The organism is Tatumella ptyseos (assembly GCF_030552895.1).
Taxonomy (GTDB): Bacteria; Pseudomonadota; Gammaproteobacteria; order Enterobacterales; family Enterobacteriaceae; genus Rosenbergiella; species Rosenbergiella ptyseos_A.
In genome coordinates this window covers 1,832,310-1,847,417 of record NZ_CP130649.1, presented here as the reverse complement: position 1 = coordinate 1,847,417, position 15,108 = coordinate 1,832,310, and the positions used below count along the sequence as shown (strand labels likewise).

The window sequence follows — 15,108 nt, the reverse complement described above, 5'->3', positions numbered from 1 at the left end:
TTGAACGTCATAACCTAACCCTAAGGCAGCATATCTCAGGTCGAGATGGATCTTAGGGTAGCCATAAACGTAACCGGACGCCAGCCAGAGTTTTTTGATTTGTCCTGTCAGTCTGAAATCCGTCTGGTGCCGTGGCAAATATGGCTGCTGAACCGAAGTGTGTCACCCACTCGGATGAATATTCAGCTCCTGACAGAGGAGACGAACAGTCCAACACCAGGAGTTGTCACGGATAAAAGCGTTCCGCAGTCGGACAGCTTTGCGAGATACGCAGCGGCTTTTTTTTAATAGGTCCCGTTCGTCAGTAATCCGCTTTAACTCCTGCTGGAGTCGACGGATATCGGCCTGAGCATCTGACTGCTCTTTGTTGGTGGAAGAGGCCTGCTCGTATTTCTCTATCCAGGCATAAAGACGGTGGGTAGCGATATCGAGACGAGTTTCCTAGAAAGATGTCAGCCCTCAAGAATAGAGTATTGAGAGGACTTACTTATGATAAAGTACGTTTTCTTCTCAATACGGAAAAGTAGTAGAAGACACCCACAACTAAAGTTGGTGTGTAGTAGTGTAATACGCTGAGCGTAGTAGTTTTACTTGTATCTAGGAAAAAATTGTACGTTCCTAATAATGAGTTACAAACGCACAGAACCAATACTAATGTGAATAAAATGGTAGCTGTTTTCGTGAGCATTTTTCCCTCTATATTCTAGTCTGTTGAGTTATTTAACGACTCAGCAGTATCAGTATTTATAATATATCCTACTGTATCATAGGGTTAAGGTGTTACCTTTTTAATCTACCCAACAAAGATATATTTCATAAGCGCTGCGATACCTATGTATGCCATGGCGTTAATAACCGATTTCATGGCTTCAGATCTGCGCTCACGCTGATAATTTCGCCACACTAACTTCTCCATTAATGCTCTGGCTTTAAATTCTGAGTAAGGGATGCCTTTAATTTTCATCATCATATACCTAATAGGGTCGTTAGTGCCTCTACAGCCGCCAGCATTGTCCTTAACGGGCAGTTTTTACAAAGGGGAAGGTCAGGTATAGGTTTAGCCGGTTATATGGTCCTATTCTGTCTCGGCCTCTTTCCCTAGGGTGATCTCAGAGAGAGGGGTTTCTTCAAATCTCCCTTTCTCAGGACTTATATCAAAATCAGTCTGCTTGAAGTGATATGCATCATGCCAGATCAAGCGACAGGCTGCGCAAGTCATTAGAAGCTGCCCCGAACCAATACAACGATCTCATTATTATCATTATGTAGTTTAGCAAAACTAACTCCGCACAGCGTTTCAAGGCCCCGCACGTCAGTCATGATATGTGTAGCCGTCCTCTCACTAACGTCCCCTTTAGTTAAATATTGTTCGCGTAGGGTGATTGTTCTCATCATCTACCCTCTATTTTCTTGGTAATACCCTCTTAATTAAGGGCTTAACATTAACGGTAAAATTACTTCTTTCTACGGCTATTATGCTTCCAATTACGACTTAATTTAAGGGTGTCGTAGGGAATATCATCGTAGTGGTCGATAATATTTTTCCCACGGCAAGCTCTGATTCGTATTCCATAATCTGGGTAATCAACGAGATGGCCAAGTGTCGCTTCTTTCTCTGGAAGGTGATGAAGCAACGATAAATATGAGTTATTAACGAGGATGTGTATCAATCCTCGCATAACGCTTAGGTGTCGAACTACATCGACTAGATTGGAATTGGGGATAATGATACCAACTTGTTGATTCCATATTTTCACTGATAACAAGATCACTTGGTGTTACAAGGATTGAATGACTGCAGATTCAAATGGTCATCAACAGGTTGGCAGCATTATCTGAACCAGTAGGTTTACCGTGAAGATTCAGGCCGTGTGAATCGGATAATTTTATGGGGGGAACAGGTGGTGTTAAGTTGCGGATTTTTGAGTCGTTAAGAGACATAGGCGGGTCACTCCATTATCGAACCGGAAAGACCCCAAATCTGACCACTAAATTCTGCCGGTGCAGAGGGTAAACTGAAAATGCATCGGGAAGACTTTCACGCTAACCCAATGAATCTGGGACATATTAAGATTCGCAAACCGGCATGAAAGCAAAAATCCCGCTATCTTGCGATAGCGGGATTTTTAAATTTGGCTCCTCTGACTGGACTCGAACCAGTGACATACGGATTAACAGTCCGCCGTTCTACCGACTGAACTACAGAGGAATTGTCCTGAAGACGGGGCAGATAATAGTGTTGTGCTCAGCGCTTGTCAAAGCTCTTTTTCCTTTCCGATCTGCGTTTGCTGGCTTAGTGACCAAGCTGGGTAGACTGTGAACAATAAAGGCTGCACTAAAAGATCAGTCTTTGCTTTATAAGGGTGCAAAGTAGGGGAAAAGAGAAAGACCTATAAGAAAAAAAAGTAGGGAATAGGGTACTTAAGGAAATTGGCCTGATAATTGCTTACTTGATTCACTTGCGGCGAGTCTGACGCCACTTATCCTAGGTAGGAGTGAATCATGAATCTAAGACGCTTAAAATATTTCGTAAAAATTGTCGATACAGGAAGCCTTACTCGTGCAAGTGAAGTCCTGCATATTGCCCAGCCAGCACTGAGTCAGCAATTGGCCACCTTAGAAGGTGAGTTTAACCAACAACTCCTTATTCGCACTAAGCGAGGTGTCACACCTACCGACGCGGGTCAGGTCCTCTATCACCATGCCAAGTCAATTTTGAAACAGTGTGAGTTTGCTCGAGTGGCTGTATCCTCTACACCCTTGATGACGCAAACGGCCTAATCCATCGCTTAGTAGGCTAGCCGCCGGCAACTTTCTTGGACAAAGTGATAAAAAACTATTGCTCAGGCGGCTTCCCCCCTTTAGGATCCTTCGCCGGAACGAAAACGTTTACGTATGAAGCGTTCCAACACCTTGAGCACGCGATGAATGCCAGCATTGGCAGAGTATTGTGTATAAATGACGATAATTTGAGAAAATAACATGCTCGAAAAGCTCTTTAAATTAAAGGCAAACAACACCAACGTTAAAACTGAAGTCATTGCAGGCATTACGACCTTTTTGGCAATGGCCTATATTCTGTTCGTTAACCCTTCGATATTGGGACAAACCGGCATGGATAAGGGGGCTGTCTTTGTTGCGACCTGCCTTGCCGCCGCAATTGGCTCAGTATTGATGGGAATGATTGCCAATTTACCTATTGCTCTCGCACCAGGAATGGGGCTGAACGCCTTCTTCACTTATACTGTTGTGCTGCATATGGGCTATCACTGGCAAGTCGCTTTAGGCGCCGTTTTCATTTCGGCAGTACTGTTTTTCTGCCTTTCGATTTTCAAAATTCGAGAGTGGATCATCCGTAGTATCCCCCTTGCACTGCGCTCTGCGATCGCTGCCGGAATTGGACTGTTTTTGGCCATTGTGGCACTTGAAGGTGCGGGTATCGTCGTCGATAACCCTGCAACCTTGGTGGGCATGGGTGACTTGACTAAACCGGGTCCTCTGTTAGCGATTGCTGGATTTTTCCTGATCGTTATCCTCGAAGCACGTCGCGTTACTGGCGCCATCTTAATTGGTATTCTGGTCATCACTGCGATTTCCATTTTAACGGGTCTATCCCCTTTTGGTGGTGTGATCTCTTCACCGCCTTCGCTTGCACCGACCTTCTTACAGTTAGATATTGCAGGGGCCTTCAATGTTGGGCTGGTCAGCGTGATTTTTGCCTTCTTGTTTGTCGATGTGTTCGATAACTCGGGAACGCTAATTGGTGTGACACGTAAAGCAGGATTGACCGATGAGCAGGGGAATATTCCTTCTATGGGACGTGCGCTGCTCTCTGACAGTATCGCGGCGCTGTTCGGTTCACTACTCGGCACCTCAACCACCACCAGTTTTGTCGAGTCTAGTGCGGGTGCAGCCGTTGGCGGGCGTACGGGACTGACCGCAATCGTCGTCGGTATCTTGTTCTTACTTTCGCTCTTTTTCTCTCCGTTAGCCGGTAGTGTGCCGGTTTATGCTACCGCGCCTGCATTACTCTTCGTTGCGGTCCTGATGGCCTCTGGTTTAGCGGAAATCGATTGGAAGGATATCTCTACCGCGGCACCGGTCACCATTACCGCTTTAGCGATGCCTTTGACCTACTCGATTGCTAATGGTATTGCATTCGGTTTTATCAGTTGGACGGTGATTAAGCTCTGTACCGGTAAATATAAAGAGCTCAACCCAGCCTTAATCGTCTTAACCGTGCTGTTCGTGATTAAATTGGGTTGGCTGACAACCTAGAAAGATAAAAGCGTTAGGCCAAAAACCTAACGCTTTTTTTTTAACGGAAGGGGGGTTCTACGAAGGTGCGTAACTTGCGAGAATGCAGTTTATCTCCCTCCGCTCTTAGTAGGTCGACCGCACAAATCCCAATTTGTAGATGCTCAGAAATGGCTCCATCATAGAAACGGTTGGCTTGACCCGGCAACTTAATCTCACCATGTAAAGGTTTATCAGAAACACAAAGCAACGTGCCATAAGGAACACGGAAGCGATAGCCTTGTGCTGCGATGGTCGCGCTCTCCATATCCACGGCAATCGCACGGCTTAGGTTAAATCGCAGGGCCGACGCGGCATACCGTAGCTCCCAGTTTCGGTCATCGGTGGTCACTACCGTTCCGGTACGTAATCGTTGCTTAATACTGGTGCTGTCAGTCTCGCCCGAAAGATGTCGGGTTGCATCGTAGAGCGCGCGTTGCACTTCAGCGATACTGGGTACGGGAATATCCGCGGGTAACACGCTATCTAACACATGATCGTCGCGTAGATAGGCGTGAGCCAGCACATAATCGCCAATTCTCTGGCTCTCTCGTAATCCGCCGCAGTGACCAATCATTAGCCATGCATGAGGCCGTAGCACAGCCAGGTGATCACAGATCGTTTTCGCATTGGATGGGCCCACACCAATATTGATTAAGGAGATCCCTTGATTATCCTCTGTCACCAAATGCCAAGCGGGCATTTGATGTTTTTTCCACGCGTCTTGGCTTAACTCTTGGTCAACATTACTGGCATCTAATACGTCTCCGCCCGCACACACTAAGGCGATATAGGGAGAATTTGGATCGGCAACTTGCTCTTTTCCCCAGCGAATAAACTCATCGACATAACGGGTGTAATTAGTAAATAGGATATAGGGCTGAACAGTTTCCGGGGGCGTGCCGGTATAATGCTTAAGACGGGCTAATGAAAAATCGACCCGCAGAGCATCGAACTGGCCGAGGGGGAGTTCTTGGTCATGAGTGACTAAACCGTCAGAGATATCATCGCCAATATTGGCTAAATCAGTAGTGGGAAAGTACCGAGTAATAGTGGCCATTTGCTGGCGCTCAATGGTGAGCCCCAAGCCATCTAAAACATAGGGGTAGGGGATCTCAACCGAAGAGCGTCTTACCTCTAGGGTAAATTGGTACTCTTTGCTGAGCATCTCCAATTGCTCGGTCAAATAGTGACGAAAGAGTGCTGGTTGAGTAATGGTCGCGCTGTAAGTGCCTGCATGGGTGAAACGTCCCCAGGCCCGCACGCGTTGCACCGGAGTTTGTTCACCTTGCCAATGCAGCACCAGCTCAGGATAGGAAAAAGCGCCAGCTTGTCGTGCCTCGCTACTGGGTAATTCGCCTGAGGTAACATAGCGTTCTAACGCTGCTCTTAACGCGGTCACGGCACTCTCGTAGTCGGATTCTAATTGGTCTAGCGCTTGGTCGATGGCTAACGTCGGTTGTGACATGATGGTGAACCTCTCTTCATCAGGCGGGTACGTAAACATAGGTTTACTCTACCTCGTTTTTTATACATTACAAACAGCACACAGCATAAGCCAGAATTGTGTTAATTTTGTTAAATATTATTGAGTTATTAATTTTTAAACACTACAGTTAATCGATACCTATCAAGCAAGATGAAATCGTTGATACCCTCTGTCTTCTCCCTGTAGAAAAAAGGATGTGCATTGTGCAGCGTGTTATTCGTCCCCTTGCTCAAGTGATTCAACGAACGCCTTGGTATCGCCAGCGACGCCGCTACCGAACCCTTTTTTGGCGAGAGATTACCCCCTTCGCCGTCCCCATTTTTATTGAGAACCTCTGCGTATTATTGATGGGGGTGTTAAGTACTTTTCTGGTCAGTTGGCTTGGTAAAGCCGCGATGGCTGGGGTAGGGCTCGCCGACAGTTTTAATATGGTCGTCATTGCTTTTTTCGCGGCGATCGATCTTGGTACCACAGTGGTCGTCGCATTTAGCTTAGCGAGAGGTGATGGCGAACGCGCCCGTGCTGCGGCCCGGCAATCTCTCGGACTAATGACTGTCATGGGCTTTGCTCTCGCTGTGATCATTGAATTTTTTGGGCAAGATATCATTCAGGTGATAGCGGGTAGCGCCGAGCCTGAGGTCAAGGCGATGGCACTCAATTATCTGCATATCTCAGCATGGAGTTATCCCGCCGCCGCTATTGCATTGATTGGCAGTGGCGCATTAAGAGGAGCAGGCAATACTAAAGTCCCCATGTTAGTTAACGCTGGGATGAATATTTTGAATATTATCATCAGCTCAATACTCATCTATGGATGTTTAGGTTGGAATGGACTCGGTTTCAGTGGGGCAGGGTTAGGCTTGACACTTTCTCGTTATATCGGGGCGATAGTGATTATTATTGTGTTGGCCAATCGCTTTAGTGGGGCATTGTTAATCCCGATTAAAAGTTATTTCTCACGCTGGAATGCGCTTATTTTGAAAGAAGTATTGAGTATTGGTGTGCCCGCCAGTGTGGAGTCAGTACTCTTTAACGGTGGTAAATTACTGACCCAAATTTATGTAGCGGGAATGGGTACCAGCGATATCGCAGGGAATTTTATTGCCTTCTCAATCGCATCCTTAATTAATTTACCCGGCAACGCTTTGGCCTCATCATCGACCATCATAACGGGTAAGCGTTTAGGGCTCGATCAAGTCTATCAAGCAGAAAAGCAGATCCGTCATGTATTTTGGCTAGCCACGATTGGACTGACGCTCATCGCTTGGACAACTATCCCTTTCGCGGGGCTTTTAGCTCGTTTTTATACTGCTGACCCTGAGGTCATTAAGGTGACGCAGCATCTGTTATGGCTTAACGCCGCATTTATGCCAATCTGGGCATGCTCATGGGTATTACCGGCAAGTTTGAAAGGGGCCCGCGATGCGCGTTTTGCGATGTATGTATCGATGTTCAGTATGTGGGGCGCCCGTGTGGTAATGGGGTATGTTCTGGGTATCTGGTTAGGCTGGGGAGTGGTGGGAGTCTGGTTAGGCATGGTAATGGATTGGGCGGTTCGTGGCACGTGTTTCTTGTGGCGATTGTACAGTGGCACTTGGTTAAATAACTATCGAAAAATGATCCTGCGCACGGCAAAAGGAAAGTAATAGGGGTGGTAAGAATATTCTTATTGCAATCTGCTTTATTAGGTTTAATGTGAGATATTGGCAACATAATGTTTAAAACTATTTCACTTCTTCTACCGGTAAGCAAAAGCTCTAATTTCTGAGGATATAATGACAAATACTTTACCAACGGCTGCCTCATCGCCCATTCATGATGATAGCAAACACGATAAAGGTCATTTAGAGACTTTAAACGCTTACAAAGCAATGCTCGATGCTAGCATTGATTGTATCAAAATTCTGACGCCAGACGGTTGTGTCGTCAACATGAACCAATCTGGTTGTAATGCGCTAGGTGTCGATCCCCATTCCGGTTTTGGAATGGAGTGGTTACTTTTGCTACCAGAAGAAATTCGTAAAGCCGGTAAAAAAGCATTAGGCAGAGCACGTTTGGGAGAAAATGCTCAGTTTCTTGGAAAAAGTATCAGTGAACAAGGTGAAACGACTTTCTGGGATAATTTACTTACTCCAGTCCTGAATGAGCAAGGAGTAGTGGAGAGCATTCTTTGTGTCTCGCGAAACGTGACACAACAGTGTTCCGCAGAAACTAAATTACGTCACTTAAGTGAGTTTGATGAGCTGACGAATATCCCGAATCGCCGTCATTTTCAGTCTTATCTAAAAAGGGCGCTGCGTATCGCTAAGGCGACCGACCAATCTGTGACCCTACTCCATGCTGATCTTGACCAATTTAAACTGCTGAATGACACACGTGGCAGTTATTTTGGTGATCATGTTTTAAAAGTGGTCGCTAAAAGGATAATCAAAAAACTCTCAGGTCTAGGTTATGTCGCCCGTCTGGCAAGTGATGAGTTCGCGATCATTATTCCGCAGACAATAAGTACTGACGAAATTACGCAAATTGCCCAAAATATTATTAATACCGTCGCTAAACCTATTAGTCACAATGGGCAATCTGTACGCCTTTCAATGAGTATCGGATCAGCAACTTGGCCTTATTCCGTTGAAAATAGTGATATGTTAACGAAAGCTGCCAACGTTGCGCTCAGTGAAATTAAGCAGAATGGCCGTGGCGGCGTGTTGCAATATCACAGTCAATTGATGAAAAGCGTCACACGTATCGCCGAACAGTTGGAGTTAGCGCAGTACGCCATTGATCACCATAAGATTGAACCTTACTATCAACCTAAGGTGAGACTTAATGACGGTCAACTGGTCGGACTCGAGGCTTTATTACGCTTTACCACATCGACGGGCGAGCTTGCCTATCCGGGCGCAATCTGGGCGGCCTTCGAAAATAGAGCGTTGGTGGAAAAAATTGGCGAGCAAATGCGGACTCGGGTCTTCAAGGATATTAAAGCCTGGACCGAAAAAGGTCTAAAGCTTGTACCCGTTTCGCTCAATGCTTCACCCGTAGAATTTATGTTGGACGATTATGCAGAAAAATGTCTGGCGCAGATTCATCATTATGGCATTGACCCGCGTTTAATCGAAATTGAAATCACCGAGCATATGATTGTTGGACACGGGGCAGAGTTCGTTATCCGCGCGATTAAAGAGCTGAGATCGCAGGGTATCACTATCGCTTTGGATGATTTTGGCACCGGATACTCCACATTGAGCAACATCAAAGACTACTCTGTTGATGTAATCAAAGTTGACCGTAGTTTCGTCAGTAGCTTACACCAAGGACGCGAAGGTAAGGCAATCATCAAAGCGTTATTGTTACTGGCAAATTGCCTCGGCATGGATGTGGTGGCAGAAGGGGTGGAAGAACAAGAACAATGCGATACGCTGATTAACGAAGGTTACCTCATCGGGCAAGGTTTTTTATTCAGTCCAGCAGTGAGCAATAATCAAATTCAAAAATTACTTGAATCAGATCTCGTTACAGAGTGAAAGAATATTGGCTAAGCCGGATGGCTTAGCCAATTAAGTTAGTCATCAATTTTCTGGCTGATAAACCTGCCACCATAATGTATCTAAAGGCGTATCACGGTCCTGCTCGTCCGCATTTGGATGGCGAGGCTTTTGCCATGGTTTTTTAAGAATATAGTGAATATTCTTAACCTCATCGAATTTCCATAATCCACTATGCTGAAACGGTAATGTTTTTAGCGCGTTATAGCCATAGGAGAGCGGTTGCCAGCGATTTTCATAGATTTCGTTGAGCAAGTCTTGTTCTGAGAATGGATAACGACTTAAATCATCGATCCCCTCAACTTTATCCACTAAGTGTTGGGCCATCTCTGCATTAGGTGTGATAACTAAAAAGCCACCATTTAGATAGAGATCCAAGGTCTCTGGAGGCTGCTGATGCTTCTCTTGCCAAGTATAATGGCACGCATCAGGTTGCCAACTGTCTGGGTAACTGGCGATCTGATTAGGGTTACATCGGCACGCGTGACACGCAGCGATATGACCTTCAGGTAAAGGTAAGTCGAAAAGTTCGTCCATATTCTTAACTGCTAACATGTCGGCATCGAGGAAAACGATTCGACGATAATCCGTTAAGCCCCAAACACGTAGTTTCGACCACACTTCGCCGAATTGAGCAGAGGCATAATGTTGACTCAGCTCAGCTTTAGGATAGAGCGGAGTAATTTCTACCCAACGACAGCCTTCTGCTACCAGTTGTTCACGCGTTGCCTGACTAATGCTGGGCGTCACCATTACCACTAAAGGCCACTGGCTCTGTTGTTGCTTCAGTGAGCGTTGCAGCGCAATCACGCCAACTAAATAGTTGTCTTGTGTGAGGAGGGTTGCCCATGCGTTCATTCGTGATCTCCTATCATTGAGGGAAACAGCTGGTGGATATAGGGGTTACTAAAGCGCTGCTGTGGGTCAAGTTGCTGCCTCACCGCGGAAAAATCCTGCCACTTTGGATAGAGGGTCGACCAATCATAGTGTTGAGGATCATAGTATTTTCCCCAATGTGGTCGTCCACCATAAGTCGCCAGAATTTTTTCAACTTCGGTGAGAAAGTGCAGGCCATCTTGCGATAAGGAGCCGTCATCAGCGTAATACACGACAAAGCCGAAATAACAGGTTTCCTGTTGATAAGCAGGGCTTAACCACGCTTCTGATGCACCGGTGCAACGTAGAATAATGGGATAATGCATGTGTGGCTGTTGCTCGGCATACCACTGCTTTATATGGCGAATAATGGCCGGAGTTTGGTCCAGTGGTACGCCGATTTCAACATTAATCTGCGGAACGGCAATACCACGACACAGCAATTGGTAAATATCACCGGTCACATCGGTAAAGTCTTTAAAGCGAGCAACGGTACGGAACTGCTTCCCGCCGTGGCCATGAACTTGGGTATCTGCATGCATTAACGCCAAGGTTTGATCAATGGTCGCATTTAAGCTCTCATCTTGATCAGAAGAATGGCGAACGACTTGCTGAGCATTCTCGTGGTACTGCTGCAGCGCTGACTTATCCGCTGGGTCGATATTCCAGACATGCAGTAAGTTATCATCGACGAACCACCAAGCCTTACTAAAAAGGTGCTGGCGATTCCAATCGATAATATCGGTTTCGAGAGTGTCCGCACTAACGGCGGTTTTTTCGCAGGTAAAATAGCCTTCAGGCACAGTCGCTAACGTCACTTCCGTTACAATCCCTAAGCAGCCTAGGTTAACCATGACTGCGGAGAATTCGGCATCACCGCGTTGAAACGTTCGTTTTTCTCCATTCGCTAAAATCAGCGTAAAACTTAGTACTTCATCCGTGATGGCACTCTGTTGTAAGCCTTGACCATGTGTACCTGTCGCCAGCGCTCCCCCTACTGTTTGGACGGCAATCACGCCAGGGGAGCACTTTAGCATTCGTCCATTTTGTTGCAGGGTTTTAAAAAGCTCTTGTAGCGGAGTACCCGCGGCAACACGAACACTGTTATCTTCTAACGCTAAAATGCCACGGAAATGTTTTAAATCCAGCAGGATACCGTCATGTTGCGCGGACACCATACGTCCAGGTGAGAGGCGGCTACCAATAATTCTTATGGGGCCTGAACTCTCTTGCAGTAGAGCCTGTAGGGCTGCTTCATCTTTTGGCGTGTAGAGTTGTTGCTTGGATCCTAATTGCGCATTCCTTGCCCAGTTGAAGATCTGCTCTGCAGAAGGTTCATCCGTTGAACGCTGGGGATAAAGTATTGGGTTCTGTATCACTTTCGCTCCACTCGCTCGTTGGCATAAAAATGGTTGTCGTTTAAGCGTAGACGATTTTTGCTAAAAACATGAAATAGATCACTGTTCCAGAAGATCTTACCAAATTTTTTCGAGGCGAGGGGAAAGTAAAGGCTCAACTGGATGATTTATAAGCCTAATTGGATAGGAAAGCAGGGCGATTCGAGCGATGCTGTCTCGCTGAAGCACCCTTTAGTGGTCAGTAGCCGTGATCCTTATTGACCTGATGACGTAGGGGACGTTGCTGCTGAATTCGCTCGATGTTATCGATTAGCTGCGTCACAATCACTGAGACTTGAGCGGAAGAGGCCATATGCGGGGTGACAATGACCTTAGGATGTGTCCACATTGGGTCGTTGTCGGGTAGCGGTTCGACCGGAAAAACATCAATCAGTGCGCCGCTAAGTTGGCCGCAATCTAATGCTGCGGTTACCTCACTATTGACCATATGGGCTCCTCGCCCGCAATTAATTAAGGCTGCACCCTGCGGTAATTTACTGAGCAAGGGAGAAGCAATGATGCCGCGTGTTTGCGCTGTTAAGGGTAAAACATTAATCATGACGTCTAGTTGATCACAAAAGGCATCAAGTTGCCCCTCTCCGGCAAAACAGGTTACGCCCTCTAATGACTTTTCACTCCTTGCCCAGCCGGAGACCGCATAGCCGAGTAAAGCAAACTGACGGGCGAGATAACTCCCTATCTCACCTAGCCCCATAATGCCCACCTTAAACATGTTACTAGAACGCTGGGGGTAAAGTTGCCAATGCTTTTGTTGTTGGTGATGGATCGCGCGATCAAAATAACGTTGGAAATGCAATACTCCCCATAAGGCGTATTCAAACATACCATGGCGGAAATTGTCATCGACGACACGGCAAAGGGGAATCTCGCTCCTGAACAGGGCTTCAGGTAAGTGATCGACACCGGCGGAAGCGGCCTGAACCAGCTTAAGGTTAGGGGAGCGTGTCAAGAGTAGCGGGTCTGGGAACCAACAACTCGCATACTGTGCGGCATGCGCTCGGGAATCGGCAGGTAATACGGCCTCTACTTCACTGTAGTCGGCTAAAGCGGCACAAATTTCTTCTGCTAATAGGGGATCATCACAATCCACCACAACGATTGATTTATTCATAGTCATTAACTTTTATAAGAGTCATCAATACGGTCAAGTCGGCGTAACCAAGCTTGCCACACGAGTTGGCGTTCATCTTCACCTCCCATCAAATGCTGACACGCATGCAGGCTTAATGCTTTGGGAATCGTAGGAAGGCTACCTAGCGGAGCCAGTTGCGTCGCCGCCATTTGGATTTCACAGGCACGATTGAGGTAATACATAATATAAAAAGCATCGGCGATGGTACGCCCGACAGAAAGTAATCCATGATTCTTTAGGATTAGTGCAATGTTATCCCCTAAAGAACGTTGGATTCTTTCCAAATCAAAGGCTACCCCTTCATAGGGATGATAGCCTACACGCTGATAAAACTCTGTACTGATTTGGTTGAGCTACGCCATCTTCTTAAAAGCAATACCGTATTTCAAGCAAAATAGGGGGGTGAGGAAAGTAGAAAAGCAAAAAGCCCGCTTAACTTTCGTTAGGCAGGCTTCTTAAATATGGCTCCTCTGACTGGACTCGAACCAGTGACATACGGATTAACAGTCCGCCGTTCTACCGACTGAACTACAGAGGAATTGTCCTGAAGACGGGGCAGATAATAGCGTCTCGCACAGGCCTTGTCAAAGCGGTTTTTAACTTGGGTGAACTGACTGCCGATAAAAGAAGCAATGAGCAGAAATGAAGGAGATTTAGGGCTCGATTAATAAGAGGGGCACCTTACTGCAGTAAGGTGCCTTAAGCTTAAGCGTGGCGAGCTCGATAACGGGCTGCACCCAAGTAGTTAATGCCGACCGCGACGGCGATAAGCGCACAACCGGCTAGTAAACGTACTAAAGGGACATCACTGCCCCAGAACAGCAGGTTGATCACTAAACCGATGGGTACGTGTAGTTCATTGAAAATCGCTAATGCGGTGACACTGACCAGGGTACTGCCTTTTGCTAACCAAAGGCTCCCTAATGCGGTGGCAATCAGCCCGAGATAGACCAGTAATCCCCATTGTAGTGGGGTTTGCGGCAGTTGGTCAGCATGACCAAAAAGCGCAAATAGCACGGCAGAAATTAATACCGCCCCCAAAAAGAAGTGTCCGAATATTTTGGTCATCCCTAATTGAGGATGGCGTGCAAGCAATAAACGACGGCAGATCACCTGTCCGGCCGCGAAGGTGGCATTGGCCAACTGTAAAATCCAGAAGCCACGCCAAAAATCGCCGGTCAGGCCATGATAGTGAATAACCATTCCTCCCGATACCGCAAAGGCGGCGGCCAACAAGGTCCAAGGATTAAACTGACGATCCAGCACGTTATTGATTAACCCGATATACAGTGGCGTTAAGGTGGTAAACAGTAACATTTCTGGTACCGTCAATAAGCGGAAGCTCTGATAAGCCAATGCATAGGTAATCCCGAACTGTAATGCGCCGCAAAGCCAAAGTCCGGCAATCAATTTTGCTGGGAGCCCACGCCACGTCATCATCGGTACAAAGATAATGGCGGCAATCAGCGTACGAATAAATACCGAGAAGAACCCATCAACATGACCAGCAAGAATATGCCCAGTAAGGCTGAATGATGACCCCCATAAAAGGGTGACTGCTAACATATACCACACAATAATTGACCTTTACGAAAAGAACATTGGCCTGACTTGATAAGTGAAAGGCAACGAGAGATTAGCGGGCGTCGGCCTGCTCATCGGGAACCGAGCCTTGCGAAGCCTTGAGTAACTGAATGTCGAGCATCACATACACCATAGTGCTGATGAACAATGAGATAACACTACCAATCACGCCACTGGTGGTGAAGGTGAAAAAGTTATAGAGCACCACCCAAGTCACACAGACGAATAATGCCAAGGCGCTCTGTAAGCCTGTGTTGGAATAGTTTTGTGGACCACAGTTTGCTCGGTCAATATATAGGTTGAGTTGATAACCCGTGCGCGCTTCTAAGGCAGTAATAGTCGTTTGCCAGCTTAAATTGCGACGGTATGCTCGGCGGGTTGAGAAGAAAAAGAGTACCGAGATAAAAAAGCCCGAAAACGAGATCAATACCGGAATAGACTCAATAGCATAGCGTAAAGCGGTGTGGGTGAAATCAATGGGTGAGGTGGGGAGGGTAAGCGACGCGCCGAGCATCAGATAAAGAAACATAAAGAGCACCATAAAGCCGCGGGTGCGCTTATCCGCTAAGGTTTCATCGTGACGCTGTTGTTGGCGAGCAATCGTTAACAGGGAATTAAGTTGTGGTGAACTTTCTGGATCCAGCGATGAAGGTGTAACGAAAAGCCCATCCATATTCGGCGTAGCAGCCGACTCTGTGTTAATCGTCATAGTGATAAATACCTGTTTTAAGGTGTGAACTGAATGTGGTCAGTGTAACACGTTAGCGA

The 15,108-nt window shown here is 46.6% G+C and carries 9 protein-coding genes, 2 tRNA genes and 3 pseudogenes; 4 read left to right on the top strand and 10 right to left on the bottom strand.

Annotated features, from left to right (window positions below):
* Window positions 1–33 precede the first annotated feature (33 nt).
* Window positions 34–438, bottom strand: a pseudogene (locus QJR74_RS08750) (IS3 family transposase); the annotation flags it as partial.
* Between the two features lie 1,695 nt (window positions 439–2,133).
* Window positions 2,134–2,209: transfer RNA gene (locus QJR74_RS08745), tRNA-Asn, on the bottom strand.
* Window positions 2,210–2,502: 293 nt separating this feature from the next.
* On the opposite strand from QJR74_RS08745, the pseudogene QJR74_RS08740 reads away from it, so the two are divergent.
* Together QJR74_RS08740 and QJR74_RS08735 are read left to right on the top strand one after the other, a co-directional pair.
* Window positions 2,503–2,748, top strand: a pseudogene (locus QJR74_RS08740) (LysR family transcriptional regulator); the annotation flags it as partial.
* Window positions 2,749–2,982: 234 nt separating this feature from the next.
* Entirely contained in the window at window positions 2,983–4,278 is a 1,296-nt protein-coding gene (locus QJR74_RS08735; protein WP_304371478.1) for an NCS2 family permease, read from the top strand.
* A 40-nt stretch (window positions 4,279–4,318) separates the two neighbouring features.
* Here the strand turns inward: QJR74_RS08735 and QJR74_RS08730 are convergent, their stop codons facing one another.
* Window positions 4,319–5,764 (bottom strand): AMP nucleosidase, encoded by a 1,446-nt coding sequence (locus QJR74_RS08730; protein ID WP_304374007.1) that lies wholly within the window; start codon window positions 5,762–5,764, stop codon window positions 4,319–4,321.
* Between the two features lie 224 nt (window positions 5,765–5,988).
* Here QJR74_RS08730 and QJR74_RS08725 point away from each other — a divergent pair, with 224 nt between their 5' ends.
* Both QJR74_RS08725 and QJR74_RS08720 read left to right on the top strand, forming a co-directional pair.
* Entirely contained in the window at window positions 5,989–7,431 is a 1,443-nt protein-coding gene (locus tag QJR74_RS08725; protein ID WP_304371477.1) for an EmmdR/YeeO family multidrug/toxin efflux MATE transporter, read from the top strand.
* 129 nt (window positions 7,432–7,560) lie between these two features.
* Window positions 7,561–9,309, top strand: a complete 1,749-nt coding sequence (locus QJR74_RS08720; RefSeq protein WP_304371476.1) for a putative bifunctional diguanylate cyclase/phosphodiesterase — start codon at window positions 7,561–7,563, stop codon at window positions 9,307–9,309.
* A gap of 45 nt (window positions 9,310–9,354) precedes the next feature.
* On the opposite strand, the gene QJR74_RS08715 is transcribed toward QJR74_RS08720, so the two are convergent.
* The 7 genes and pseudogenes from QJR74_RS08715 to QJR74_RS08685 all read right to left on the bottom strand — a co-directional run bounded on the left by QJR74_RS08715 (window position 9,355) and on the right by QJR74_RS08685 (window position 15,049).
* Window positions 9,355–10,188 carry a glycosyltransferase family 8 protein gene (locus QJR74_RS08715; protein WP_304371475.1) on the bottom strand — a complete coding sequence of 278 codons (834 nt, stop codon included), beginning with the start codon at window positions 10,186–10,188 and terminating at the stop codon, window positions 9,355–9,357.
* Entirely contained in the window at window positions 10,185–11,585 is a 1,401-nt protein-coding gene (locus QJR74_RS08710; protein WP_304371474.1) for a D-arabinono-1,4-lactone oxidase, read from the bottom strand. Before QJR74_RS08710 ends, QJR74_RS08715 begins: the two co-directional genes overlap by 4 nt.
* Window positions 11,586–11,802: 217 nt before the next feature.
* Window positions 11,803–12,735, bottom strand: coding sequence for a 2-hydroxyacid dehydrogenase (locus QJR74_RS08705; RefSeq protein WP_304371473.1), 933 nt, complete (start codon window positions 12,733–12,735; stop codon window positions 11,803–11,805).
* A gap of 5 nt (window positions 12,736–12,740) precedes the next feature.
* Window positions 12,741–13,109, bottom strand: a pseudogene (locus tag QJR74_RS08700) (class II aldolase/adducin family protein); the annotation flags it as partial.
* A gap of 109 nt (window positions 13,110–13,218) precedes the next feature.
* Window positions 13,219–13,294: transfer RNA gene (locus tag QJR74_RS08695), tRNA-Asn, on the bottom strand.
* A gap of 167 nt (window positions 13,295–13,461) precedes the next feature.
* Window positions 13,462–14,322, bottom strand: coding sequence for an EamA family transporter (locus QJR74_RS08690; protein WP_304371472.1), 861 nt, complete (start codon window positions 14,320–14,322; stop codon window positions 13,462–13,464).
* A gap of 70 nt (window positions 14,323–14,392) precedes the next feature.
* The gene (locus tag QJR74_RS08685) at window positions 14,393–15,049 is read right to left on the bottom strand and encodes a hypothetical protein (RefSeq protein ID WP_304371471.1); all 657 of its coding nucleotides are present in this window, start codon (window positions 15,047–15,049) and stop codon (window positions 14,393–14,395) included.
* Window positions 15,050–15,108 lie beyond the last annotated feature (59 nt).